The organism is Actinoplanes teichomyceticus ATCC 31121, from assembly GCF_003711105.1.
In the GTDB taxonomy this organism is placed as follows: Bacteria; Actinomycetota; Actinomycetes; order Mycobacteriales; family Micromonosporaceae; genus Actinoplanes; species Actinoplanes teichomyceticus.
Genome location: NZ_CP023865.1, coordinates 654,196 through 676,532 on the forward strand (window position 1 = coordinate 654,196; position 22,337 = coordinate 676,532).

25 protein-coding genes, 1 pseudogene and 1 riboswitch are annotated in these 22,337 nt (G+C 71.7%); of the genes and pseudogenes, 24 read left to right on the forward strand and 2 right to left on the reverse strand.

Annotation, left to right across the window (positions count from 1 at the left end; translation table 11 throughout):
- Positions 1-7 precede the first annotated feature (7 nt).
- The 15 genes from rpsE to truA all read left to right on the forward strand — a co-directional run bounded on the left by rpsE (position 8) and on the right by truA (position 9,900).
- Positions 8-631: a 30S ribosomal protein S5 gene (rpsE, locus tag ACTEI_RS03060; protein WP_122976240.1), complete on the forward strand. Its 624-nt coding sequence runs from the start codon at positions 8-10 to the stop codon at positions 629-631.
- Positions 631-813, forward strand: a complete 183-nt coding sequence (gene rpmD / locus ACTEI_RS03065; protein ID WP_014687772.1) for a 50S ribosomal protein L30 — start codon at positions 631-633, stop codon at positions 811-813. Before rpsE ends, rpmD begins: the two co-directional genes overlap by 1 nt.
- Positions 814-1,263, forward strand: a complete 450-nt coding sequence (rplO, locus tag ACTEI_RS03070; RefSeq protein WP_122976241.1) for a 50S ribosomal protein L15 — start codon at positions 814-816, stop codon at positions 1,261-1,263.
- Between the two features lie 231 nt (positions 1,264-1,494).
- Positions 1,495-2,835 (forward strand): preprotein translocase subunit SecY, encoded by a 1,341-nt coding sequence (secY, locus tag ACTEI_RS03075; protein ID WP_122976242.1) that lies wholly within the window; start codon positions 1,495-1,497, stop codon positions 2,833-2,835.
- A gap of 74 nt (positions 2,836-2,909) precedes the next feature.
- On the forward strand, positions 2,910-3,563 hold the full coding sequence (locus ACTEI_RS03080; RefSeq protein WP_122976243.1) for an adenylate kinase: 654 nt from the start codon (positions 2,910-2,912) through the stop codon (positions 3,561-3,563).
- 1 nt (position 3,564) lies between these two features.
- Positions 3,565-4,398, forward strand: coding sequence for a type I methionyl aminopeptidase (map, locus tag ACTEI_RS03085; protein WP_122976244.1), 834 nt, complete (start codon positions 3,565-3,567; stop codon positions 4,396-4,398).
- A 47-nt stretch (positions 4,399-4,445) separates the two neighbouring features.
- Positions 4,446-4,880, forward strand: coding sequence for a DUF1707 SHOCT-like domain-containing protein (locus ACTEI_RS03090; RefSeq protein WP_239082278.1), 435 nt, complete (start codon positions 4,446-4,448; stop codon positions 4,878-4,880).
- Positions 4,881-5,097: 217 nt separating this feature from the next.
- Positions 5,098-5,319 (forward strand): translation initiation factor IF-1, encoded by a 222-nt coding sequence (gene infA / locus ACTEI_RS03095; RefSeq protein ID WP_007073013.1) that lies wholly within the window; start codon positions 5,098-5,100, stop codon positions 5,317-5,319.
- 112 nt (positions 5,320-5,431) lie between these two features.
- Entirely contained in the window at positions 5,432-5,548 is a 117-nt protein-coding gene (gene rpmJ, locus ACTEI_RS03100; RefSeq protein WP_109801286.1) for a 50S ribosomal protein L36, read from the forward strand.
- Between the two features lie 149 nt (positions 5,549-5,697).
- Positions 5,698-6,078: a 30S ribosomal protein S13 gene (gene rpsM, locus ACTEI_RS03105; RefSeq protein WP_122976245.1), complete on the forward strand. Its 381-nt coding sequence runs from the start codon at positions 5,698-5,700 to the stop codon at positions 6,076-6,078.
- 17 nt (positions 6,079-6,095) lie between these two features.
- On the forward strand, positions 6,096-6,503 hold the full coding sequence (gene rpsK, locus ACTEI_RS03110) for a 30S ribosomal protein S11 (RefSeq protein ID WP_014440747.1): 408 nt from the start codon (positions 6,096-6,098) through the stop codon (positions 6,501-6,503).
- A 16-nt stretch (positions 6,504-6,519) separates the two neighbouring features.
- Positions 6,520-7,146 (forward strand): 30S ribosomal protein S4, encoded by a 627-nt coding sequence (gene rpsD, locus ACTEI_RS03115; RefSeq protein ID WP_122976246.1) that lies wholly within the window; start codon positions 6,520-6,522, stop codon positions 7,144-7,146.
- 93 nt (positions 7,147-7,239) lie between these two features.
- Entirely contained in the window at positions 7,240-8,262 is a 1,023-nt protein-coding gene (locus ACTEI_RS03120; RefSeq protein WP_014440749.1) for a DNA-directed RNA polymerase subunit alpha, read from the forward strand.
- 80 nt (positions 8,263-8,342) lie between these two features.
- Positions 8,343-8,912, forward strand: a complete 570-nt coding sequence (gene rplQ, locus ACTEI_RS03125; RefSeq protein WP_122976247.1) for a 50S ribosomal protein L17 — start codon at positions 8,343-8,345, stop codon at positions 8,910-8,912.
- A 163-nt stretch (positions 8,913-9,075) separates the two neighbouring features.
- Positions 9,076-9,900 carry a tRNA pseudouridine(38-40) synthase TruA gene (gene truA / locus ACTEI_RS03130; RefSeq protein WP_122976248.1) on the forward strand — a complete coding sequence of 275 codons (825 nt, stop codon included), beginning with the start codon at positions 9,076-9,078 and terminating at the stop codon, positions 9,898-9,900.
- Here the strand turns inward: truA and ACTEI_RS03135 are convergent.
- Positions 9,897-10,667 carry a hypothetical protein gene (locus ACTEI_RS03135; RefSeq protein ID WP_122976249.1) on the reverse strand — a complete coding sequence of 257 codons (771 nt, stop codon included), beginning with the start codon at positions 10,665-10,667 and terminating at the stop codon, positions 9,897-9,899. The genes truA and ACTEI_RS03135 overlap by 4 nt on opposite strands.
- Before the next feature lie 95 nt (positions 10,668-10,762).
- On the opposite strand from ACTEI_RS03135, the gene ACTEI_RS03140 reads away from it, so the two are divergent.
- The 9 genes and pseudogenes from ACTEI_RS03140 (at position 10,763) to thiC (ending at position 18,879) form a co-directional block, all read left to right on the forward strand.
- Complete coding sequence (locus ACTEI_RS03140; RefSeq protein ID WP_122976250.1) at positions 10,763-11,383, forward strand: class I SAM-dependent methyltransferase; 621 nt, start codon at positions 10,763-10,765, stop codon at positions 11,381-11,383.
- Between the two features lie 26 nt (positions 11,384-11,409).
- Positions 11,410-13,056, forward strand: coding sequence for an ABC-F family ATP-binding cassette domain-containing protein (locus ACTEI_RS03145; protein WP_122976251.1), 1,647 nt, complete (start codon positions 11,410-11,412; stop codon positions 13,054-13,056).
- A 42-nt stretch (positions 13,057-13,098) separates the two neighbouring features.
- Positions 13,099-13,209, forward strand: a riboswitch (TPP riboswitch).
- Positions 13,203-13,787 (forward strand): thiamine phosphate synthase, encoded by a 585-nt coding sequence (locus tag ACTEI_RS03150; protein WP_122981889.1) that lies wholly within the window; start codon positions 13,203-13,205, stop codon positions 13,785-13,787. Its footprint overlaps the riboswitch before it by 7 nt.
- On the forward strand, positions 13,784-14,806 hold the full coding sequence (thiO, locus tag ACTEI_RS03155; protein ID WP_122976252.1) for a glycine oxidase ThiO: 1,023 nt from the start codon (positions 13,784-13,786) through the stop codon (positions 14,804-14,806). Before ACTEI_RS03150 ends, thiO begins: the two co-directional genes overlap by 4 nt.
- The gene (gene thiS / locus ACTEI_RS03160) at positions 14,794-14,994 is read left to right on the forward strand and encodes a sulfur carrier protein ThiS (RefSeq protein WP_122976253.1); all 201 of its coding nucleotides are present in this window, start codon (positions 14,794-14,796) and stop codon (positions 14,992-14,994) included. The genes thiO and thiS overlap by 13 nt, the downstream gene beginning before the upstream one ends.
- On the forward strand, positions 14,991-15,740 hold the full coding sequence (locus tag ACTEI_RS03165; RefSeq protein ID WP_122976254.1) for a thiazole synthase: 750 nt from the start codon (positions 14,991-14,993) through the stop codon (positions 15,738-15,740). The genes thiS and ACTEI_RS03165 overlap by 4 nt, the downstream gene beginning before the upstream one ends.
- Positions 15,734-16,300 (forward strand): annotated as a pseudogene (locus tag ACTEI_RS03170) (thiamine phosphate synthase); the annotation flags it as partial. The gene ACTEI_RS03165 and the pseudogene ACTEI_RS03170, both read left to right, overlap by 7 nt.
- Before the next feature lie 191 nt (positions 16,301-16,491).
- Entirely contained in the window at positions 16,492-17,268 is a 777-nt protein-coding gene (thiD, locus tag ACTEI_RS03175; RefSeq protein ID WP_122976256.1) for a bifunctional hydroxymethylpyrimidine kinase/phosphomethylpyrimidine kinase, read from the forward strand.
- Positions 17,269-17,361: 93 nt separating this feature from the next.
- Positions 17,362-18,879, forward strand: a complete 1,518-nt coding sequence (gene thiC / locus ACTEI_RS03180) for a phosphomethylpyrimidine synthase ThiC (RefSeq protein WP_122976257.1) — start codon at positions 17,362-17,364, stop codon at positions 18,877-18,879.
- Here the strand turns inward: thiC and ACTEI_RS03185 are convergent.
- Complete coding sequence (locus ACTEI_RS03185) at positions 18,876-22,328, reverse strand: DUF5305 family protein (RefSeq protein WP_145830961.1); 3,453 nt, start codon at positions 22,326-22,328, stop codon at positions 18,876-18,878. The two genes, thiC and ACTEI_RS03185, sit on opposite strands and share 4 nt — an antisense overlap.
- Between the last annotated feature and the right edge of the window lie 9 nt (positions 22,329-22,337).

Consider the following 22,337-nt stretch of genomic DNA (forward strand, 5'->3'; position numbering starts at 1 on the left):
TTGACCAATGCCTGGTCAGCAGCGCCGTGGCGGCGGGTCCGGCGGTAACACCGAGGGTGGCGGCCGCCGGGACAACCGTCGCGAGGGCGGCCGCGGCAACGCGCCCGTCGAGAAGACCCCGCACCTGGAGCGGGTCGTCGCGATCAACCGGGTCGCCAAGGTCGTGAAGGGTGGTCGTCGCTTCAGCTTCACCGCCCTGGTGATCGTCGGCGACGGTGACGGCACCGTGGGTGTCGGTTACGGAAAGGCCAAGGAGGTGCCCGCGGCGATCGCCAAGGGCGTCGAGGAGGCCAAGAAGCACTTCTTCAAGGTCCCGCGGATCGGTGCGACCATCCCGCACCCGATCACGGGTGAGGCTGCCGCGGGTGTCGTCCTGCTCAAGCCGGCGTCCGCCGGTACCGGCGTCATCGCCGGTGGCCCGGTGCGTGCCGTGCTGGAGTGCGCGGGCATCCACGACATCCTGTCCAAGAGCCTCGGCTCGTCGAACCCGATCAACATCGTGCACGCGACGGTGGCCGCGCTGAAGGGCCTCGAGTCCCCGGAGAAGGTCGCGGCTCGCCGCAGCCTGCCGGTCGAGGACGTGGCGCCGGCGGCCATGCTGGCGGCGCGTGCGGAAGCGGCGGTGCACTGATGGCGCGCTTGAAGGTCACCCAGATCCGGTCCGAGATCGGCCGTAAGCAGAACCAGCGGGACTCCCTGCGGTCGCTCGGCCTGAAGCGGATCAACGATGTGGTGGTCAAGGAGGACCGTCCCGAGATCCGGGGCATGATCTTCGCGGTGAACCACCTCGTCACTGTCGAGGAGGTCGAGTAAATGGCGATCAAGGTCCACCACCTGCGCCCGGCGCCCGGAGCCAAGACCGAGAAGACCCGTGTGGGTCGTGGTGAGGGCTCCAAGGGCAAGACCGCCGGTCGCGGTACCAAGGGCACCGGAGCCCGCAAGAACGTCTCGGCGGCGTTCGAGGGTGGGCAGATGCCCATCCACATGCGCCTGCCGAAGATGAAGGGCCTGAAGAACCGGCCGCGCAACAAGGTCGTCTTCCAGGTCGTCAACCTGGACCGGCTCGCCGAGCTGTTCCCGAACGGCGGCGAGGTCGGCCCGTCCGAGCTGGTGCAGGCCGGCGCGGTCCGCAAGGGCCAGCCGGTCAAGGTGCTGGGCTCGGGTGAGCTGGGCGGCGTGGCGCTGACGGTGTCGGCGCACGCGTTCAGCGAGTCGGCCAAGGAGAAGATCGCAGCCGCTGGTGGTTCCACCACCGAGCTGTGAGGCTTGCGGGGGTGCTCGTCCGGACGCATGTTCGGCGAGCATCCCCTTGTGGCGTCTGACCAGCACTTCTGTGATTGGTTGTGACGCATTGCCGTACTGACGGCTACCGTGGCTGACCACGGCGGCCCAAGACTGTTAGAGTCCGTTCCCAGCTAGGGATATCGGTCATCCGGACCGATGCCTTCCCCCCATCCGCCAGTCCAGGCGGTTACCTCGCGCAGGAGGAAGAAGTTGCTCTCCGCCTTTTCGAGTGCGTTGCGGACGCCTGACCTGCGCAAGAAGTTGTTGTTCACGGTGGCGATCATCGCGCTCTACCGGCTCGGCGCCACGCTGCCCAGCCCGGGCGTCTCGTACACCAACGTGCAGGCCTGCCTCAAGCTCACCGAGCAGTCGGGCAACCAGGTTCTGAATCTGCTGAACCTGTTCTCCGGCGGCGCTCTGCTGCAGCTGTCGATCTTCGCGCTCGGCATCATGCCGTACATCACGGCGTCGATCATCCTGCAGCTGCTCACCGTGGTGATCCCGCGGCTGGAGCAGCTCCGCAAGGAGGGTCAGTCCGGCCAGGCGAAGATCACCCAGTACACCCGGTACCTGACCCTCGGCCTCGCCGTCCTGCAGTCCTCGGCGTTCGTCGCCCTGGCGCGCACCGGCCAGCTCTTCGGCGGGCTCTGCGACCAGGACAACCCGTCGTACCAGATCATCCCCGAGGGCACCGGCGTCCCGATGTGGCTGACCCTCACCGTCCTGGTGATGACGATGACCGCCGGCACCGGCGTGGTCATGTGGCTCGGCGAGCTGGTCACCGACCGCGGCGTCGGCAACGGCATGTCCGTTCTGATCTTCACCTCGATCGCGGCGCGTCTTCCCGGCGAGGGCTGGACGATCAAGCAGACCGCCGGCACCGCCAAGTTCCTCCTGGTGATCGCGCTGGTGCTGGTGATCATCGGCCTGGTGGTCTTCATCGAGCAGGCCCAGCGGCGCATCCCGGTGCAGTACGCGAAGCGCATGATCGGCCGGCGGATGTACGGCGGCACCTCCACCTACATCCCGCTGAAGGTGAACCAGGCGGGTGTCGTCCCGGTCATCTTCGCCTCGTCGCTGCTCTACCTGCCGCAGCTGTACCTGCAGTTCTTCGACAAGAACAACCTGAAGGGCTACCAGATCTGGATCCAGAACTGGCTCGCCGACCCGACCAGCTGGCTCTACATCAGCGTGTACTTCCTGCTGATCATCTTCTTCACGTACTTCTACGTCTCCATCACGTTCAACCCGACTGAGGTCGCGGAGAACATGAAGAAGTACGGTGGTTTCGTTCCGGGTATCCGCCCGGGCAAGCCCACCGCCGACTACCTGGACTTCATCCTCAGCCGGATCACCCTGCCGGGCGCGTTGTACCTGGGTCTGATCTCGGTCCTGCCGAACTTCTTCTTCATCTGGCTGGACCAGCAGCAGTACCAGAACTTCCCGTTCGGCGGCACCGCCGTGCTGATCATGGTGGGTGTGGGTCTGGAGACGGTGAAGCAGATCGAGAGCCAGCTCATGCAGCGGAACTACGAAGGGTTCCTCCGGTAGTGGGGACGCGGGGCCGGGGGGCTCTGGCGTCGGCGGTAGGCGTGGCTTCTCCTGACCGAAGCGAGGCGATGTAGGTGCGGCTGGTACTGGTGGGCCCTCCGGGGGCCGGCAAGGGGACCCAGGCTGAGTTCATCGCCGCCCATCTCGCCGTACCGAAGATCTCGACCGGAGACATCTTCCGTGCCAACGTGTCGCAGGGGACCCCGCTCGGGGTCGAGGCGAAGCGGTACATGGACGCCGGTCAGCTGGTGCCGGACGAGGTGACGATCAACATGGTCCGGGACCGGCTCGCCGAGCCGGACGCCGGAGACGGTTTCCTGCTGGACGGGTTCCCGCGTACGGTGCCGCAGGCCTCCGCGCTGGACAAGCTGCTGGCCGACCTCGGCACCGCGCTGGACCTGGTGATGGAGCTCGTGGTCGACGACGACGAGGTGATCCGGCGGCTCTCCGGCCGCCGGACCTGCCGTGGCTGCGGCAAGATCTGGCACGTCGAGTTCGACCCGACGAGCAAGGAGAACCTCTGCGACCGGTGCGGGTCGGAGTTGTTCCAGCGGGACGACGACAAGGCCGAGACCATCGCCAACCGCCTGGTGGAGTACGCGGACAAGACCGCGCCGCTGGTCGACTACTACGGCGCCCAGGGCAAGCTGGTCGGCATCGACGCGACCGGACCGGTCGAGGACGTCACGGTGCGCGCGATCGACGCCCTGCGGTCGTACGGGGGCTGAGATGGGTCGTCAGGAGCTGGACATCCAGCTGAAGACGCCGGAGCAGATCGAGAAGATGCGTGCGGCCGGCCTGGTCGTGCACGCCGCGCTGGAGGCGATGCGCGAGGCCGTCGCCCCCGGCGTCTCCACCGCCGATCTGGACGCCATCGCCGAGAAGGTGATCCGCGACGCCGGGGCCGTCCCGTCGTTCAAGGGCTACCACGGCTTCCCGGCCTCGATCTGTGCCTCGGTCAACGAGCAGGTGGTGCACGGCATCCCGAGCGCCGAGCAGGTGCTCGCCGAGGGTGACCTGATCTCGCTGGACTGCGGCGCGATCCTGGACGGCTGGCACGGCGATTCGGCGATCACCGTCGGCGTCGGCGCCACCGATCCGGCGCTGCTGACGATGGCCCAGGTCGCCGAGGACGCGATGTGGGCCGGGATCGCCGCGGCGGCCCGGGGCGTGGCGAACGGCCGCGGGCGGCTGACCGACATCTCCTTCAACATCGAGAAGGCGATCCGCAAGGCCGGCCGGTACGGCATCGTGGACGGGTACGGCGGCCACGGCATCGGCACCGAGATGCACCAGGAACCGCACGTGCTCAACCACGGCAAGCCCGGTCGCGGGCCACGGGTGGTCGCGGGCATGGCGCTGGCCATCGAGCCGATGATCACGATGGGCTCGCCGCGGACGCTCGAGCTCTCCGACGGCTGGACCGTGGTGACCCGGGACGGGTCGATCGCCGCGCACGTGGAGCACACCATGGCGCTGCTCGACGACGGCGTGTGGGTGACCACCGCCCCGGACGGCGGCCGGGCCCGCCTCGGCGATCTGGTGACCGCCCGCCAGCCGTGAGAGCTCGGCGCTGGGCCGGATGGCGCGCGCCTGGCATGCTGTGACTCATGGGACGCGAGGGGATGCGGGCCGGGGACAGCGACCGTCAGCGGGTGGCGGATCAGTTGAAGTTCGCCCTCGACGAGGGCCGGCTCGATCTGAACGAGTACGACGAGCGGGTCCAGCGGGCGTACGCCGCCCGGACGTACGGCGACCTGGACGGTCTGCTCGACGATCTGCCCGGCGCCGTCCCGCCGCAGCGCGCCCGGATCGAGCCGCACGCGGCGCAGCCGGTGCCGGCGCCCGGCCGGCCCGGCGGCCACGGCGGCGGCCGGCACACCTTCACGTCCGCCGTGGCCGCCTTCGTGATCTGCACGCTGGTCTGGGCGATCACCGTCGTCACCACGGGGCACGCGTACTACTTCTGGCCCGCCTGGGTGCTCATCCCGGTGGTGGTCACCGGCATCGGAGCGGTCGCCGACCGGGGCCGCCGGGGCCGCTGAGCGGCGCGTGACACGCCCGACCCCGGGTAACGGAACCCTCGGTTTGGCGTCCCTGGTACGGGCGCGTAGACTGGCTTGCTGGCGCGCAGCGTCCACTCCTTCGTGTCCTCACGCGCTTCGAGGAACCGGTGGAGCCGCGGCTGGTCCGAGCCCCCAAGCGGCTCGGGTACGACGTTGCACAGCCTGCCCCAGAACCCGATGTCAGGTAGCGGAGGACATGCCTAAGAAAGACGGAGCCATCGAGATCGAAGGCCGAGTGATCGAGCCCCTGCCGAACGCCATGTTCCGCGTCGAGCTCGCCAATGGTCACAAGGTCCTGGCACACATCTCCGGGAAGATGCGCCAGCACTACATCCGCATCCTTCCCGAGGACAGGGTCGTCGTCGAGCTCTCGCCGTACGACCTGACCCGTGGGCGCATCGTCTACCGCTACAAGTGATCTTCACTCGATGTGGCCAGGGCTCGCGGTTCAGGTCCGGTGTCAGATCGAAGAGGGTTGAATCGGGTCGCGGGGATTCCACATCCCGTCTGACTGAGAGTTAAGGCAAACCGTGAAGGTCAAGCCGAGCGTCAAGCGGATCTGCAACAACTGCCGGATCATCCGGCGGCACGGCCGGGTCATGGTCATCTGCAGCTCTGACCCGCGCCACAAGCAGCGCCAGGGCTGATCACCCGCGCAGGATCCGCACCACAGCACAAGCTCCTCCCGGCCGTGTGAAGCACGGCCGCACCCCCGGTCGGAGGCCGGGGCCCGCCCGGGCAGGTGGGGTGGGAGGGGCGAAGACCTCCGAGAGACATCTGAGGAGCACGCCCAGAAATGGCACGTCTCGTCGGCGTCGATCTTCCCCGCGAGAAGCGGATGGAGATCGCGCTCACCTACATCTTCGGGATCGGGCGTACCCGGTCCGTCGAAGCATTGACCGCTACGGCGATCGACCTGAACAAGCGCGCCAAGGACCTCACGGAAGAGGAGCTGGTCAAGCTCCGCGACTACATCGAGGCCAACTTCAAGGTTGAGGGCGACCTGCGCCGCGAGGTCGCTGCGGACATCCGCCGCAAGGTTGAGATCGGCTGCTACGCCGGCATCCGTCACCGCAAGGGTCTGCCCGTCCGGGGTCAGCGGACCCGGACCAACGCTCGTACCCGTAAGGGCCCGAAGCGGACGGTCGCCGGTAAGAAGAAGCCCGGTCGGAAGTAATAGGAGCGCACTGACTTATGCCACCGAAGGCACGCGCTGGGGCCGCCGTCAAGAAGGTCCGGCGCAAGGAACGCAAGAACGTCGCCCACGGGCAGGCGCACATCAAGAGCACCTTCAACAACACCATCGTGTCGATCACCGACCCGACCGGTGCGGTCATCTCCTGGGCCTCCTCCGGCCAGGTGGGCTTCAAGGGCTCCCGCAAGTCGACTCCGTTCGCCGCCCAGCTGGCCGCCGAGGCCGCCGCGCGCCGGGCCATGGAGCACGGCATGCGCAAGGTCGACGTGTTCGTCAAGGGCCCCGGCTCCGGCCGGGAGACCGCCATCCGTTCGCTGCAGGCCGCGGGTCTCGAGGTCGGTCAGATCTCCGACGTGACCCCGCAGCCGCACAACGGGTGCCGTCCGCCGAAGCGTCGTCGGGTCTGAGGGAGATCTAGAAGCAATGGCTCGTTACACAGGTGCGGACTGCAAGCGCTGCCGCCGCGAGAAGATGAAGCTGTTCCTCAAGGGCAGCAAGTGCGACGGGCCGAAGTGCCCGTTCGAGTCGCGTCCCTTCCCGCCCGGCCAGCACGGCCGCGGCCGGACCAAGGAGACCGAGTACCTGCTCCAGCACCGCGAGAAGCAGAAGGCCCGCCGCGTCTACGGCGTGCTGGAGAAGCAGTTCCGCGGTTACTACGAGGAGGCTGTCACCAAGCCCGGCAAGACCGGTGAGGTGCTGCTGCAGATCCTCGAGTCGCGGCTGGACAACGTCGTCTACCGGGCCGGCTACGCCGCGTCCCGCGACGCCGCCCGGCAGCTGGTCAAGCACGGCCACTTCCTGGTCAACGGCGTCAAGGTCGACATCCCGTCGTACCGGGTGAAGGAGCACGACATCGTCACGCTCCGCGAGAAGTCGAAGGAGCTCACGCCCTTCGTCGTCGCGCAGGCCCAGGCCGGTTCCCGGCCGGTGCCGGCGTGGCTCGAGCCCATCCCGAGCGAGATGAAGATCCTGATCCACTCGCTCCCGGCCCGCGCCGTCATCGACACGCAGGTCCAGGAGCAGCTGATCGTCGAGCTCTACTCCAAGTAGTGGCTCTGCCGAGGTGCCGGTCGTCCGGCCGGCACCTCGGAAAGCAACGGACGGCCATCAAATAGCGGGTGGCCCGACAGAAAGAAGAACAGCGTGCTCATCAGCCAGCGGCCGACCCTCTCGGAGGAGTCGCTCAGCGAGACCCGCTCCCGGTTCACCATCGAGCCTCTGGAGCCGGGCTTCGGCTACACCCTCGGCAATTCGCTGCGGCGGACCCTGCTGTCGTCCATCCCGGGCGCGGCGGTCACCAGCATCAAGATCGACGGCGTGCTGCACGAGTTCACCACGATCCCCGGTGTCAAGGAGGACGTGGTCGAGCTGGTCATGAACGTCAAGGAACTGACCGTCAGCTCCGAGCACGACGAGCCGGTCAGCATGTACCTGCGCAAGCAGGGCCCGGGCGACGTGACCGCCGGGGACATCCAGCCGCCGGCCGGTGTCTCGGTGCACAACCCCGATCTGAAGCTGGCGACCCTGAACAGCAAGGGCCGGCTCGACATGGAGCTGACCGTGGAGCGTGGCCGTGGCTACGTCACCGCGGCGCAGAACAAGAGCGCGGGCGCGGAGATCGGCCGGATCCCGGTCGACTCGATCTACTCGCCGGTGCTCAAGGTCACCTACCGTGTCGAGGCGACCCGTGTCGAGCAGCGCACCGACTTCGACCGTCTGATCATCGACGTCGAGTCGAAGGCGTCGATCTCGCCGCGCACCGCTCTGGCGTCGGCCGGCTCCACCCTGGTCGAGCTCTTCGGCCTGTGCCGGGAGCTGGACGAGACCGCCGAGGGCATCGACATCGGCCCGTCGCCGCAGGACGCGCAGCTCGCTGCCGACCTGGCCCTGCCGATCGAGGAGCTGGACCTGACCGTCCGGTCGTACAACTGCCTCAAGCGCGAGGGCATCAACAGCGTGGGCGAGTTGATAGGGCGTACCGAGGCCGACCTTCTGGACATCCGGAACTTCGGCCAGAAGTCGATCGACGAGGTCAAGATGAAGCTCGCCGGAATGGGCTTGGGCCTGAAGGACAGCGCGCCGTCCTTCGACCCGGCGCACGTCGTGGACTCGTTCGGCGACGTGGATTACGACACCGACGACTACCGCGAGACCGAGCAGCTCTAAGCTCGGCTGCGCCACTTCGCTGCGCTGCTGAGGCGGCCCTGCCGCACTGCACGGTAAGAATCCGATGAGGAGCATCTGAAATGCCCACGCCCACCAAGGGTGCCCGCCTCGGCGGCAGCCCGGCACACGAGAAGCTCATCATGGCCAACCTGGCCACCGAGCTCTTCCGGCACGGGAAGATCAAGACCACCGAGACGAAGGCCAAGCGGCTGCGCCCGCTGGCCGAGCAGCTCATCACGAAGGCCAAGCGCGGCGACCTGCACGCCCGTCGCCGGGTGCTGACCGTCGTGAAGGACAAGGACGTCGTGTACGCCCTGTTCGAGCAGATCGCTCCGCGGTACACCGGCCGCCCCGGTGGCTACACCCGGATCACCAAGACCGGTCCCCGCAAGGGCGACGCCGCTCCGATGGCGATCATCGAGCTGGTCGAGGAGGCTCCGGTCGCGGCCACCACCGCTCCCGCCGCCAAGGCCGCCGCTCGCAAGGCCGCCGCGCAGCAGGACAAGGTCGAGGCCCTGGCTCCGGAGGAGACCGCGCCGGCGAGCACGGACGCCGACCAGGACGCCGAGCCGCCGATCAGCGCCTCCGGTGACAAGGGCGCCGAGGGCCCGGGCGACCAGGCCGAGGGCGACGACACCGCCAAGGCGTAAGTGCTGTTGGACCGGCCCGGCATCCCGATGGGTGCCGGGCCGCTCCTTTTCCACCCCCTTTCCTGTACGACCCACGACTTCCCGCCCGCAGGCTCGCGCCACGCCCCGTGGCCACCGCCACGCGCGGCGCGTCGTGGCCCGGGCCGAGGAGCGCGCTGCGGCGATGACGGAAACCATCCGCCTACGACTCGACGTCTCGTATGACGGCGCGGACTTCTCCGGGTGGGCCGCGCAGCCCGGCCGGCGTACCGTCGCCGGGGTCCTGACCGAGGCCCTGCACCGCATCCTGGGCGCCTCGGGCACCGAGTGGCCGCTGGGCCTGACCGTGGCCGGGCGTACCGACGCCGGCGTGCACGCGACCGGGCAGGTGTGCCACATCGACCTGCCGGCCGAGCGGTACGCGGAGCTGTCCGGGTCCCTGCCGCGCCGGCTGAGCGCGCTGATGCCGCCGGACGCCCGGGTGCGGAGCGTCACCCCGGTGCCGGACACCTTCGACGCCCGCTTCTCGGCCACCTTCCGGCGCTACGAGTACCGGGTGTGCGACGACGGCTGGGGCCCCGAGCCGCTGCGCCGCTACGACACCCTGGGCTGGCTGCGCCCGCTCGATGAGGACCGGCTCAACGCCGCCGCGAGCGGGCTGCTCGGCGAGCACGACTTCGCCGCGTTCTGCAAGCGCAAGGAGCACGCCACCACGATCCGGGCGATCAACCGGCTGGACTGGCGCCGGGAACCGGACCGGACGCTGGTGGCCACCGTGCAGGCCGACGCGTTCTGCCAGGCCATGGTGCGCAGCCTGGTCGGGGCGATGCTCGCGGTCGGCGAGGGCCGGCGGGAGCCGGAGTGGCCGGCGAAGCTGCTCACCCTGCGGGAACGCTCCAGCGAGGTGGCCGTGGCCCCGGCGCACGGGCTGACGCTGGTCGCGGTCGGTTACCCGGACGCCGCCGAGTACGCGGCCCGCGCCGACGCCACCCGTCGCCGGCGCGACTAGGCGCGGCGGCCCAGCACCTGGTCGCTCAGGTAGGTGTCGAGCAGGTGACCGGTGATCGTGGCGGGCCGCGGGTCCGGGCCGGTGACGGGCCGGCCGTCGCGCCCGGCGATCACGCAGTAGACCAGGTAGTGACCCCGGGCGCGCCAGCCGACCGGGGTGCCCGGCGCCGGTGGGGCGCCGGTCAGGCCGGTGAAGCCGCCGTCCCCGGTTTCCACCAGGTGGCGGATCTGCTCGGCGACCGCGGTGGCGCTCTGCGAGTCGGCGAGGTTGAGCACCCCGGCGGTCACCTGGTAGCCGCCGGGGACGGTGAGCGCGGCCCGGACCGCCTGGCTGCAGCCGTACGCGGCAAGCGCGGACCGCAGGCCGCCGGTGACCGCGACCGTGCAGTCGGTCTCGGCCACCGCCTTCGCCACCCGGTAGCCGGCGGCGCCGGCCGGGAAGGTCTCCGTGACGGTGAGCGGATCCGGGTCGGCGGCCCGCGACCTGATGCCCCGGTCCGCGGCGGCCGGATCGTGCCGCTCGCCGGCCCGGACCAGGAAGCCCAGGGTCAGGCAGTTGCCCAGCACGATCAGCCCGGCCAGGCCGCGGGTCAGCAGGTGCAGCGTCGGGTACGGCTCACGCCACGCGTGCCGCCGGGTGCGCGGCCGGGCCCGCGGGCTCGGCCGGTGCTCGCCGGTGACCGGCCGGGTCAGCTGCCGGACCAGGGACGTCAGGTCGAGTGCCGGGGTGGCGCGGTGGGCGGAGCGGTTCGGGGTGGCGTACCGCATGGGTGACAACGTAGGAGCGGACGTCGATCTATGAACGCACAGCGTGTCCGGCACCCGGCCGGCGCCGCGCCGTCGTGACGCGGGAGACTGAACGGGTGACCGCCGAGCATTACTTCAGCACCGACCCGGACGCGCCGATGCGCCGGGCAGAGATCGAGTTCAGCGTGGCCGGCCGGGACTACCGGCTGGCCGTCGCCTCCGGGGTGTTCTCCGCCGGCCGCCTGGACCCGGGCACCGCGGTGCTGCTGCGCAAGGCCGAGCTGCCCGGTCCGGACACCGGGGGCGCCCTGCTCGACCTCGGCTGCGGGTACGGCCCGATCACCTGCGTGCTGGCCACCGAGGCGCCCCGCGCCACCGTCCACGCGGTCGACGTCAACTCCCGCGCCCGGGCGCTGACCAGCGAAAACGTCGCCACCCTGGGCCTGGCCGCCCGGGTCCGGGTGAGCGCGCCGGACGACGTGCCGGACGACGTCCGGTTCGCCCAGATCTGGAGCAACCCGCCGACCCACGTCGGCAAGACCGAACTGCACGCGCTGATGGACCGCTGGCTGCCCCGCCTCGCCCCGGGCGGCGTCGCCTGGCTGGTGATCAACCGGAACCTCGGTGGTGACTCCCTGCACACCTGGCTGACCGGTCGCGGCTGGCAGGTCGAACGGACGGCCAGCCAGAAGGGCTTCCGGGTGCTGCGGGTGACCGGAAAACCGGCTGCCGTCTGAGCCGCCGACCCGGCAGGATGCCGGGCATGGGTTACGTGGATGTCGCCGGCGTCGGGTTCGTGCTGCCGGATGGCCGGGAGCTGTTCTCCGACGTGTCGTTCCGGGTCGGCGAGGGCGCCAAGGTCGCGCTCGTCGGGCCGAACGGGGCGGGCAAGACCACCCTGCTGCGGATGGTCGCCGGGGACATCCCGACACAGAGCGGGACCGTCGCCCGCTCCGGTGGGCTCGGCGTGATGCGCCAGTTCATCGGCATGATCGGTGACGACCGTACGCTGGAGGACCTGGCGCTGTCCCTGGTCGCCCCGGCGCTGCGGGCGGCCGGCCGCACCCTGCGGGACGCCGTGGCCGCCCTGGACGAGACCGAGAAGAGCCAGCTCGCGTACGCCAACGCGCTGGCCACCTGGGGCGAGGTCGGCGGATACGACGCCGAGGTGCTGTTCGACACGGTCGCCGTGGCGATCCTCGGCAAGCCGTGGGAGGACGTCAAACAGCGCGTGGTGCGCACCCTCTCCGGCGGGGAGCAGAAACGCTTCGCCCTGGACCTGCTGCTGCGCGGCGGGGACGAGGTGCTGCTGCTGGACGAGCCGGACAACTTCCTCGACGTGCCCGCCAAGCGCTGGCTGGAGCAGCGGATCCGCGAGTCGGCCAAGTCGGTGCTGTTCATCTCGCACGACCGGGAGCTGCTGGCGCAGACCGCCGACCGGGTCGTCGCGGTGGAGGGCGGCGGCGCGTGGACCCATCCGGGCGGCTTCGCCTCCTGGCACGAGGCCCGCAGCAACCGGCACGAGCGGATGGAGGAGCTGCGCCGGCGCTGGGACGAGGAGCACGAGAAGCTGCGCGAGCTGGTCTTCACGCTGAAGAACAAGGCGGCGTACAACGACGGGCTGGCCTCGCGCTACCAGGCCGCGCAGACCCGGCTGCGCAAGTTCGAGGAGGCCGGTCCGCCGCCGCTGCCGCCCAAGGAGCAGGCGGTCCGGATGAACCTGCGCGGCGGGCGTACCGGCAAGCGGGCGGTGATCTGTGAGCAGCTGGAGCTGGAGAACCTGACGTTCCCGTTCGACCTGGAGATCTGGTACGGCGACCGGGTGGCGGTGCTCGGTGCGAACGGTACCGGCAAGTCGCACTTCCTGCGCCTGCTCGCGGCCGGTGGCAGCGAACCCGACCTGGAGCACAAGCCGGTCGACGGGGCGCCGCTCGCGTACGTCGCGCACGACGGTGTGGCCCGGCTCGGCGCGCGGGTCCGGCCCGGGCACTTCTCGCAGACCCACGACCGGCCGGAGCTGGTCGACAAGACGCTGGTCGAGATCCTCTGGCGGGGCGACGAGCACCGCGCCGGGATGGACCGGGCCGGCGCCATGAAAGCGCTCAACCGGTACGAGCTGGCGGCCCAGGGCGACCAGCGGTTCGGCACCCTCTCCGGGGGTCAGCAGGCGCGTTTCCTGGTGCTGCTGCTGGAGCTGTCCGGCGCGACGCTGCTGCTGCTCGACGAGCCGACCGACAACCTGGACCTGGCGTCGGCGGAGGCGCTGGAGGAGGGGCTGAAGGCGTTCGACGGCACGGTGATCGCGGTCACCCACGACCGCTGGTTCACCCGGTCCTTCGACCGCTTCGTGCTGTTCAGAGCGGACAACGAGGTGGTCGAGGTGCCGGAGCCGGTCTGGGATGTCCGGTAGCCACTAGCGCTTCTCGTCACGGTCGCGTTAGGGTCCGATGACGAGAAACCCCACGGGAGTCCGGGCACCGGGCTGAGAGGGGGGCTGATGCGGCCCCCGACCGTCGAACCTGATCCGGGTAATGCCGGCGCAGGGAGGAGTGCTTCATGCACGATCCTTTTCCACGTCTGCACGTCATCACCGACTCGCTGGACGTCGTCCGCGGCGTGGCCGGCCTCGGCCCGCTGGCCGTGCAGATCAGAGTCAAGACCAACGATGCCCAGGCCTACGCGCTGACCGTCGCGGCCGTCGAGATCTGCCGCCCGGCGGGCACGATGTGCCTGGTCAACGACCGGGTGGGGGTCGCGCTGGCGGCCGGCGCGGACGGCGTGCACCTGGGCGCCGACGACCTGCCGGTGGCGGCCGCCCGCCGGGTGCTCGGCGCCGGGGCGGTGATCGGGGCCACCTGCCGTACCCCGGAGGCGGCCCGGGCCGCCGTCGCCGACGGCGCGGACTACCTCGGGGTCGGACCGGCCTTCGCCACCACGACCAAGGTGGGCCTGCCACCCCCGCTGGGCCCGGAACGGGTCGCGGTGGTGGCCGCGGCCGTGCCCGGCACCCCGGTGGTCGCGATCGGCGGGATCACCCTGGACCGGCTGCCGTTGCCGGGCGTGCACGGCGTCGCCGCCGTCGGCGCCTTCGCGGCCGACCCGAAAGGCGCCGCCACCGCGTTCCTGGAGGTGCTCGGATGAGCATCGCCATCGTCGGCGGCGGCATCATCGGTCTCGCCATCGCCGAGGAGCTGGACCGCCGCGGCGCCGGATGCACCGTCTACGACGCGGCCGGGCCGGGCGACGAGGGGGCCTGGCACGTCTCCGGCGGCATGATCGCGGCCGGGCGCGAGTCCGCCTTCGAGCACCCGCAGCTGGCCCGGTTGCTGGCCACCTCGGCGCGGATGTGGCCGGAGTTCGCCGACAATCTCGGCGCGGACGTCGGATATGACCGGGCCGGCTCGCTCGGGCTGGCGCTGACCGCCGACGACGTCGCCATCGCGCAGCGGGTGTGGCGGGTCCAGGACGTGCCGGTCCTGCGCGGCGAGCGCCTGCGGGCGCTGGAGCCGGCGCTGTCCCCACGGGTCCGGATCGGCGTGCACGCCCCGGACGAGTGCCAGGTCGACCCGCGGCGGGTGATGGCCGTGCTGCGCGAGCGGCTGGCCGGCCGGATCGTCAGCAAGCGGATCGGCACCCTGGACGAGGTGGACGCCGACACCGTCGTGGTGGCCGCCGGCTGCGGGACCGCGGCGCTGACCGGGCTGCCGGTCCGCCCGGTCAAGGGGCAGGTGCTGCGGCTGCGAGGTGAGCCGGGCCTGCTCCGGCACGTGATCACCGGCTTCGCCGACGGCCGGTTCGTCTATCTGGTGCCCCGCGCCTCCGGCGAGGTGGTCGTCGGCGCGACCCAGGAGGAGCGCGGCGACTTCGCGGTCACCGCGGGCGGGGTCCACGAGCTGCTGCGCGCGGCCCTCGACCTGGTGCCCGGGCTGAGCGAGTTCGAGCTGGCCGAGGTGGCCGCCGGACACCGGCCGGGCACCCCGGACAACGCGCCGCTGCTCGGGCGGCTGGACGACCGGGTGGTGGTGGCCAGCGGTCACCACCGCAGCGGTGTGCTGCTGGCGCCGGTCACCGCCCGACTCATCGCCGACCTGGTGCTCACCGGATCGGCCGACCCGATGCTGGACGACTTCGCGCCCGGGAGGTTCGGATGCGCCTCATGATCAACGGCCGGTTCCAGGACCGGTCCGGCAACTGCTCGGTCGCGGCCCTGGTCGCCGAGATCATCGACGCTCACCGCGGCGTGGCGGTGGCGGTCAACGGCACCGTGGTACCGCGGTCCACCTGGGCGCAGGTCGATCTGGCCGACGGCGACTCGGTCGAGGTGCTCACCGCCGCGCAGGGAGGATGACGATGCTTCTTCCGGAGAACGGCCTGATCCTCGGCACCGGCGGGGCGCAGAGCCTGGCGGTGCTGGAGGAGGCCGTCACGGCCGCCGAAGCCACCCTGGTCACCGTGGCGCTGCGCCGGGTCGAGGCGGCCGGGCCGGGGCTGCTGCCGATGCTGGACCGGCTCGGCGTGCGGGTGCTGCCGAACACCGCCGGCTGCTACACCGCCGGTGATGCGGTGAAGACGGCGCAGATGGCCCGGGAGGCCTTCGAGACCGATCTGATCAAGCTGGAGGTGATCGGCGACGAGCGCACCCTCCTGCCGGACGGGGTGGAGCTGCTCCGGGCGGCGGAGACGCTGGTCGACGACGGGTTCACGGTTCTGCCGTACACCAGCGACGACCCGATCCTGGCCCGCCGGCTGGCCGACGTGGGATGCGCCGCGGTGATGCCCGCCGGCTCCCCGATCGGGTCCGGCCTGGGCATCTCGAACCCGCACCACATCGAGCTGATCGTGCAGAGCGTCGAGGTGCCGGTGGTGCTGGACGCCGGCATCGGCACCGCCTCGGACGCCGCGCTCGCGATGGAGCTCGGCTGCGACGCGGTGCTGATCGCCAGCGCGATCACCCGGGCCGACGACCCGGTCGCGATGGCCACGGCGATGCGGCACGCGGTCGCGGCGGGGCGGCTCGCCCGGCAGGCCGGGCGGATCCCGCGCCGATTCCACGCCGTCGCGTCCACCCCGGACGAGGGGATACCGGTGTGGTGACGCCGGGCGGGCTGGTCGTGCTCACCGACCGGCGGTCCGCCGCCGGGCCGCTGGTGGAGGTGGTCGCCGCGGCGGTACGGGGCGGCGCCGGGTGGGTGGTGCTGCGGGAGCGGGACCTGCCGTACGGGCGGCGCACGGCCCTCCGCGACGAGCTGCGCGCGGTCGTCCCGGCCGGACGGCTGATCGTGGCCGGGCCGGACCCGCTCGGCGGTGACGCGGTGCACCTGGCCGCGGCCGACCCGGTCCCGGCGGGCGTGCCGCTGGTCGGGCGGTCGTGCCACGGCACCGAGTCGATGTCCGGCGTGGACTACGTGACGCTGTCGCCGATCTACCCGACCGCCACCAAGCCGGGATACGGCCCGGCGCTGGGCGCGCGGGAGGCGGCCGTGCTGGCGGGGACGGTGCCGTGGCTGGCGCTCGGCGGGATCGACTCGGCGTCGCGGGCGGCGGAGTGCGCCGCGGCCGGGGCGGCCGGGATCGCGGTCCTCGGCGCGATCATGCGGGCGGCCGACCCGGAGCGGGCGGCGCGCCTGCTCGCCGGCGCCTTCGCCGCCGCGGCCGCGGAGCGGCCAGCCGGTTCCGGCGTGCGTGATACGGCGCCGGGCGCCGGCCGGGGTGGGTCGGCTGGTGTCGGTGGTGGTTCCGGCGGGCCCGATACGGCGCCGGGCGCCGGCCGGGGTGGGTCCGCCGGTGCCGGTGGGGGTTTCTCCGGTGCGGAAGCGACCGTGAGCGCCGGCTGGGAGGTGTCCGCGTGACGCCGCCGGTGGTGCTCACCATCGCCGGCTCCGACTCCGGCGGCGGCGCGGGGATCCAGGCCGATCTGAAGACGTTCGCGGCGCTCGGGGCGTACGGCGTCTCGGTCCTCACCGCGATCACGGCGCAGAACACGCTCGGCGTGACCGACATCCACCCGGTGCCGGCGCGGAGCGTGGCGGCGCAGCTCGACGCGGTGCTCAGTGATCTGCCGGTGGCCGCGGTCAAGGTCGGGATGATCGCGGACCCGGCGGTGGCCCGGGTGATCGCGGAACGGGCCGCGGATCTGCCCAACCTGGTCGTCGATCCGGTGCTGGTGGCCACCTCGGGCAGCCGGCTCGGGGAGGCCGCGGTCGTCTCGGTGCTCATGCCGTACGCGAGTGTGGTGACGCCGAACCGGCACGAAGCCGGCGTCCTCGTCGGACGCCGGGTCGAGACCACCGCGGAGATGGCCGCGGCCGCGGCCGAACTGACCGCGGCCGGACCGCGCGCGGTGGTGGTGACCGGCAGCGAGCTCGCGGTCGACGTGCTGTGGCACGGCGGCCGGGTGTCGCAGCTGCGCGGCGAGCCGGTGCCGACGGCGAACAACCACGGGTCGGGGTGCACCTTCTCGTCGGCGATCGCGGTGCGACTGGCGGCCGGTGACCCGGTGCCGGACGCCGTCGCGGCGGCGAAGGAGTACGTGACCGGGGCGCTGCGCGGCGGCGCCGGATGGCGGCTGGGCGCCGGGCCCGGGCCGCTGGACCACTTCTGGAACGGCCGGACCGCCGGCTGATCGACACGTCCGAACAGGACGAGACCCCGGCGGGTCGCTCGCGGGCTCCGCGTTGCCGGTTGCCGCCGGTTTTGTACCTATCTGGGAGGAATCATGAGGCGCAAGGTCTACGTGGAAGGCTCCCGTCCGGAGATCCGGGTGCCGTTCACCGAGGTGGTGCTGACCGGGGACAACCCGCCGGTCCGGCTCTACGACACGTCCGGCCCGGGCAGCGACCCCGAGGTCGGCCTGCCGCCGCTGCGGAAACCGTGGTGGGACGGGCGTACCCAGCTCGCCGCCGCGCGCGCCGGTGACATCACGCCGGAGATGGAGTTCGTGGCGGTACGCGAAGGGGTCGACCCGGAGGTCGTCCGCGAGGAGATCGCCGCCGGCCGGGCCGTGCTGCCCGCCAACCGCAACCACCCGGAGTCCGAGCCGATGATCATCGGGTCGAAGTTCCTGGTGAAGGTCAACGCGAACATCGGCACCTCGGCGGTCACCTCGTCGGTCGCCGAGGAGGTCGAGAAGCTGACCTGGGCCACCCAGTGGGGCGCGGACACCGTGATGGACCTGTCCACCGGTCCGCGGATCCACGAGACCCGCGAGGCGATCGTCCGCAACTCGCCGGTGCCGATCGGCACCGTGCCGATCTACCAGGCCCTGGAGAAGGTCAACGGCGACCCGCTGAAGCTCACCTGGGAACTGTTCCGGGACACCGTGATCGAGCAGGCCGAGCAGGGCGTCGACTACATGACCATCCACGCGGGCGTGCTGCTGGAGTACGTCCCGCTCGCCGCCGAACGCGTCACCGGCATCGTCTCCCGCGGCGGGTCGATCATGGCGGCCTGGTGTCTCGCCGAGCACCGGCAGAACTTCCTCTACACGCACTTCCGGGAACTGTGCGAGATCTTCCGGGAGTACGACATCACCTTCTCCCTCGGCGACGGCCTGCGCCCCGGCTCGATCGCCGACGCCAACGACGAGGCGCAGTTCGCCGAGCTGCGCACCCTCGGTGAGCTCACCCACATCGCCTGGGAGTACGACGTCCAGGTGATGGTCGAGGGCCCCGGCCACGTGCCGATGCACAAGATCAAGGAGAACGTGGACCTGCAGCAGGAGCTGTGCGCCGGCGCGCCGTTCTACACGCTCGGGCCGCTGGCCACCGACATCGCGCCCGCCTACGACCACATCACCTCCGCGATCGGCGCTGCCATGATCGGGATGTTCGGCACGGCGATGCTCTGCTACGTCACCCCGAAGGAGCACCTCGGCCTGCCGAACAAGGAGGACGTCAAGGCCGGGATGATCGCGTACAAGATCGCGGCGCACTCGGCCGACCTCGCCAAGGGCCACCCCGGCGCGCAGGCCTGGGACGACGCGCTGTCGCACGCACGGTTCGAGTTCCGCTGGGAGGACCAGTTCGAGCTGGCCCTCGATCCCGGGACGGCGCGGGCGTACCACGACGAGACGCTGCCCGCGGCGCCGGCCAAGACGGCGCACTTCTGCTCGATGTGCGGGCCGAAGTTCTGCTCCATGAAGATCAGCCACGAGCTGCGGGCGGCCGGGATGAAGGCGAAGTCGGAGGAGTTCGTGGACGGCGGCGCGCGGGTCTACCTGCCCATCACGTCCTAGTCCGCGGGTCGCCGGGGCGGCGGGTTGTTGCGGGGCAGGAAATCGTAGGCCGGATCCCGCGGGGCGGCGCGAGCCAGTCGTTCGCTGCGGGCCCGGTCGGCGGCGGCCTGGTCGCGCTCGGCCTGGCGGGTGATCGCCTCCTCCAGGATCCGGTTGCGGGCGGCCAGGTCCTCGGCAGCCTGCCGTTCCGGTTCGGCGGTCTGCCGTTCCGGTTCGGCGGTGTGCCGTTCCGGTTCGGCGGTGTGCCGTTCCGGTTCGGCGGCCCCGACGCCGGTCGGCGACGGGGCCGCGGATTCGTGCTCCGCTCCGGACGTGCGGTCGGTTTCGGTGCCATGGTTGGCTTCGGGCGTGTGACTGGGTTCGGTGCCGTGGTCGGTTTCGGGCGTCTGATTGGTTTCGGTCTTGCGGCCGACCTCGGTCTCGCGGTCGGATTCCGGTGCGCGGCCGGCTTCGGGACCGCGGTCGGATTCCGGTGCGCGGCCGGCTTCGGGACCGCGGTCCGGTTCGGTGCGGGTTTCCGGTTCGGTGATGGTCGGCTTGGTCTTTCGGGGGCTTCGGGTCTTCGCCCGGGACTTCGGGACCGGCCGGGTCTCGGCCTCGGCCTGGGCTTCGGCGTGCGCCTTGGCTTCCGCCTCGGCCTGGGGCGTCCCCGTGGTCGCTGCGGCTGCCGGCTCCGCGGGGCCGGTGACGGGCTCGGCTTCGGGGGCGGCCGTCTTGCGGGCGCGAGGCTTGCGGGTCGCGGCGCGCTTGCGCGGGGTCGTGGCCGCGCCGTCCGCCGCCGGGCCGCCCTCCGGCACGGGCCCAGCCGCTTCCGGTACGGCCATGACCGCGGCCGTGGACACTCCCGCCGGGATCACGGGCGCGGTGCTGTCGTCGGCCTCCGCCGGCTCGGGGGTGGCGGAGGTGGCGGCGAGCCGGCCGGTCGGCTGCTCGGCGGATGCTGTGGCGTCCAAGGGCTGGTCGGCCGGCCGTGTTTCGGTTGCGGTCTCGGGCTGGTCGACCGGCTGTGTCTCGGTCGTGGTCTCGGGCTGGCTGGCCGGCTGTGCCTCGGTCGTGGTCTCGGGCTGGCCGGCCGGCTGTGCCTCGGCTGCGGCCTTCGATCGGGCCTTCGTCGCGGTCTTCCGGACGGTGGTCGGCTTGGCGGCGGCTTTGCGCCTGGTGGGCGGTTGTGATTCGGCGGTCGCCTCCTGTTCCACCTTGCCTTCGGGGGTTGCCTGTTCTTCCGTGGTGGGTGGCGGGGCTGGATGTTCCTCCGTGATGGGCGGCGGGGCTGGTTGTTCCTCCGTGATGGGTGGCGGGGCTGGTTGTTCCTCCGTGATGGGCGGCGGGGCTGGTTGCTCTTCCGTGGTGGGTGGCGGAGCGGGGTGTTCTCCCGTGGTCGGGTGCGGCGCGGGCTCGGATTCCTCCGTGGCGGTGGCCCCGGCGGGCGGTTCGGGTGCCGTGGTGCCCGGCTCCGCGGCGGCGGGAGCGGTTCCGATCCGCTCCGGCCCGCGATCTTCGGTGAGCCGGGCGAGAACATCGGCGCTCAGTTCCTGGGTCTGCTCGGGAGACGGCTGCTCACCCGGCTCCGGCTCGGTGGCCCGGTCCGGCGCCGCCATCTGCCCGGATTCCGCGGCGGCCCGATCCGGTGCGGCGGGCCGTTGGGCCTCGGCAGACCGTTGGGCCTCGCCGGACCGTTGGGCCTGGGCTGAGCGCGGGGCGTCGGCAGACCGTTGGGCCTCGGCTGGGCGCGGGGCCTCGGTGCGGTGCGGGGGTGACCCGGCGGCGGGCTGCCCGGATCGGACGTCCGGATGCTGATCAGATCCGGTCTCGGGCGGCTTGTCGGGGACGATTCCGGCGGCCTCCGGACCGCCCGCCTCCCCGGCCGGCGCCGGTCGGCCTGCGGTGCCGATGACCGAGGCGATGCCGATGGCGGCGCTCCGCCGCATGTGCCGGGCCGGATGGGGTACGCCGGAGAGCGGCGGCCTCGCGGTGCTCGGGCGGGGCGCGACGATCCGGTACCGGTAGGTGACGCCGTCGTCGCGGACCACGAAGTCGTCGGCGCCGTCGGGGCGGGTCCAGGTGAGGACCATCTGGCCGTACTTCTCGGCCAGCCGCACCAGCGCCGGGAACGTCGCCACGGTCACCACCGGCTCGTCCGGCCGCCCGCCGACCGGCTCGACCGGGACGAGCAGATGACCGTACCGGCGTTCGATCTGTGCCCGGGTCATCAACGGCACATGTCGCAGCGCGGCCATCCCGACGCCGACCATCCCGGCGACGGCGGCGAGCAGCAGCCAGCCGGCGTACCTGCGGGCCACCGCGGCGGTCGTCAGGTCGTGCCCGAGCACACCGATCCGCCGGGGCTGGAGCCCGCCGCCGGAGGTCGTCGCCGTCCGGTTGACGACGAGGCTGCCCGGGCCGCCGGGCAGGGCCAGCTGGAGCTGGCTGAGCGCCAGGGACAGCTGGGGTTCGAAGGTGGCGCCGTCGGGGTGCTCCACGCGTGCGGTCACCGTGATGGTGACCGGGCCCAGATCCGAGCCGATCGCCTTGGCCGCCGCCTGCACGCGGTCGTCCATGCCGTCGAGGTCGAGCAGGACCGTGCCGGTGTAGCGGTCGGTGGTGAACGGCCGTGCCTGCGAGAGCCGCATCGTCGAATGCCAGCCCGCCCCGGACGAGAGCCGGGCGTCGACGCTGATCCTGCCGGGTGCGCCGCGGTACTGCAGTTGCAGATCGACGAGGTCGGTGAGCTTGCGGTAGATCGGGTCGGGGGAGTAGGCGACGGTGCCGTCGTACGCCGCGGACGCGCCCACCTCGGCCGAGTAGGAGAACGTCATCGACTCCCCGGCCCGCGCGCTGCTCGGAGCCGCCTCGGTGGCCGGCCTCATCCAGCCCAGGACGGCGAGGAGCGTACCGGCGACCGCGCACAGGGCGGTCACGGCGGCCAGGACGCGCAGGGCGGGGTGGAGGCGGCCGACGGCCTTGACGGCGAGCGCAGCCGTCCCCCAGGAGCCGCCTTGGCCAGCCATGCCCTTCACTCTCTTCTTCCGGCGCCCACGAGGCATGTCCCTGCGTGTCCGGGCTCGGGCCGCCCCGCCGCTGACGACGAGGAAGCCGAGCACGCCGAGACCGGTGGGACTGAGCAGCGGCCGCAGCCAGGCGCCGCCGTGGGGGACATGGAGGACCGCCCGCCCGATCAACTCATCGGCTGTGGGGGTGACCGCGTCGATCGACGGGTTGTTGTCGCCCTGGAAGACATAGCCGGTCTCTGCGTCGCCGCCGATGATGCGATGCAGCGTCTCCACACCGCCGGAACCATGGTAGGCGGCTATCTGGCCGACTTCGTAGGAATCGGCTCTCAGCAGGACCGCCAGATCGCCGGCCCGGTAGGTGGGCTCCATGCTGACGCCGTGCGTGACGACGTAGGAGATGCGATGCGTGGCGACAGCCCATGCGGCAATGGCCGCCATCGTGAGGAT

Coding starts and splice junctions, on each gene's coding strand:
- rpsE (WP_122976240.1), top strand. CDS start 8: ATGCCTGGTCAGCAGCGCCGTGGCGGCGGGTCCGGCGGTAACACCGAG.
- rpmD (WP_014687772.1), top strand. CDS start 631: ATGGCGCGCTTGAAGGTCACCCAGATCCGGTCCGAGATCGGCCGTAAG.
- rplO (WP_122976241.1), top strand. CDS start 814: ATGGCGATCAAGGTCCACCACCTGCGCCCGGCGCCCGGAGCCAAGACC.
- map (WP_122976244.1), top strand. CDS start 3,565: ATGGGTCGTCAGGAGCTGGACATCCAGCTGAAGACGCCGGAGCAGATC.
- ACTEI_RS03090 (WP_239082278.1), top strand. CDS start 4,446: ATGGGACGCGAGGGGATGCGGGCCGGGGACAGCGACCGTCAGCGGGTG.
- infA (WP_007073013.1), top strand. CDS start 5,098: ATGCCTAAGAAAGACGGAGCCATCGAGATCGAAGGCCGAGTGATCGAG.
- rpsM (WP_122976245.1), top strand. CDS start 5,698: ATGGCACGTCTCGTCGGCGTCGATCTTCCCCGCGAGAAGCGGATGGAG.
- rpsK (WP_014440747.1), top strand. CDS start 6,096: ATGCCACCGAAGGCACGCGCTGGGGCCGCCGTCAAGAAGGTCCGGCGC.
- rpsD (WP_122976246.1), top strand. CDS start 6,520: ATGGCTCGTTACACAGGTGCGGACTGCAAGCGCTGCCGCCGCGAGAAG.
- rplQ (WP_122976247.1), top strand. CDS start 8,343: ATGCCCACGCCCACCAAGGGTGCCCGCCTCGGCGGCAGCCCGGCACAC.
- truA (WP_122976248.1), top strand. CDS start 9,076: ATGACGGAAACCATCCGCCTACGACTCGACGTCTCGTATGACGGCGCG.
- ACTEI_RS03135 (WP_122976249.1), bottom strand. CDS start 10,667: ATGCGGTACGCCACCCCGAACCGCTCCGCCCACCGCGCCACCCCGGCA.
- ACTEI_RS03145 (WP_122976251.1), top strand. CDS start 11,410: ATGGGTTACGTGGATGTCGCCGGCGTCGGGTTCGTGCTGCCGGATGGC.
- ACTEI_RS03150 (WP_122981889.1), top strand. CDS start 13,203: ATGCACGATCCTTTTCCACGTCTGCACGTCATCACCGACTCGCTGGAC.
- thiO (WP_122976252.1), top strand. CDS start 13,784: ATGAGCATCGCCATCGTCGGCGGCGGCATCATCGGTCTCGCCATCGCC.
- thiS (WP_122976253.1), top strand. CDS start 14,794: ATGCGCCTCATGATCAACGGCCGGTTCCAGGACCGGTCCGGCAACTGC.
- ACTEI_RS03165 (WP_122976254.1), top strand. CDS start 14,991: ATGACGATGCTTCTTCCGGAGAACGGCCTGATCCTCGGCACCGGCGGG.
- thiC (WP_122976257.1), top strand. CDS start 17,362: ATGAGGCGCAAGGTCTACGTGGAAGGCTCCCGTCCGGAGATCCGGGTG.
- ACTEI_RS03185 (WP_145830961.1), bottom strand. CDS start 22,328: ATGGCGGCCATTGCCGCATGGGCTGTCGCCACGCATCGCATCTCCTAC.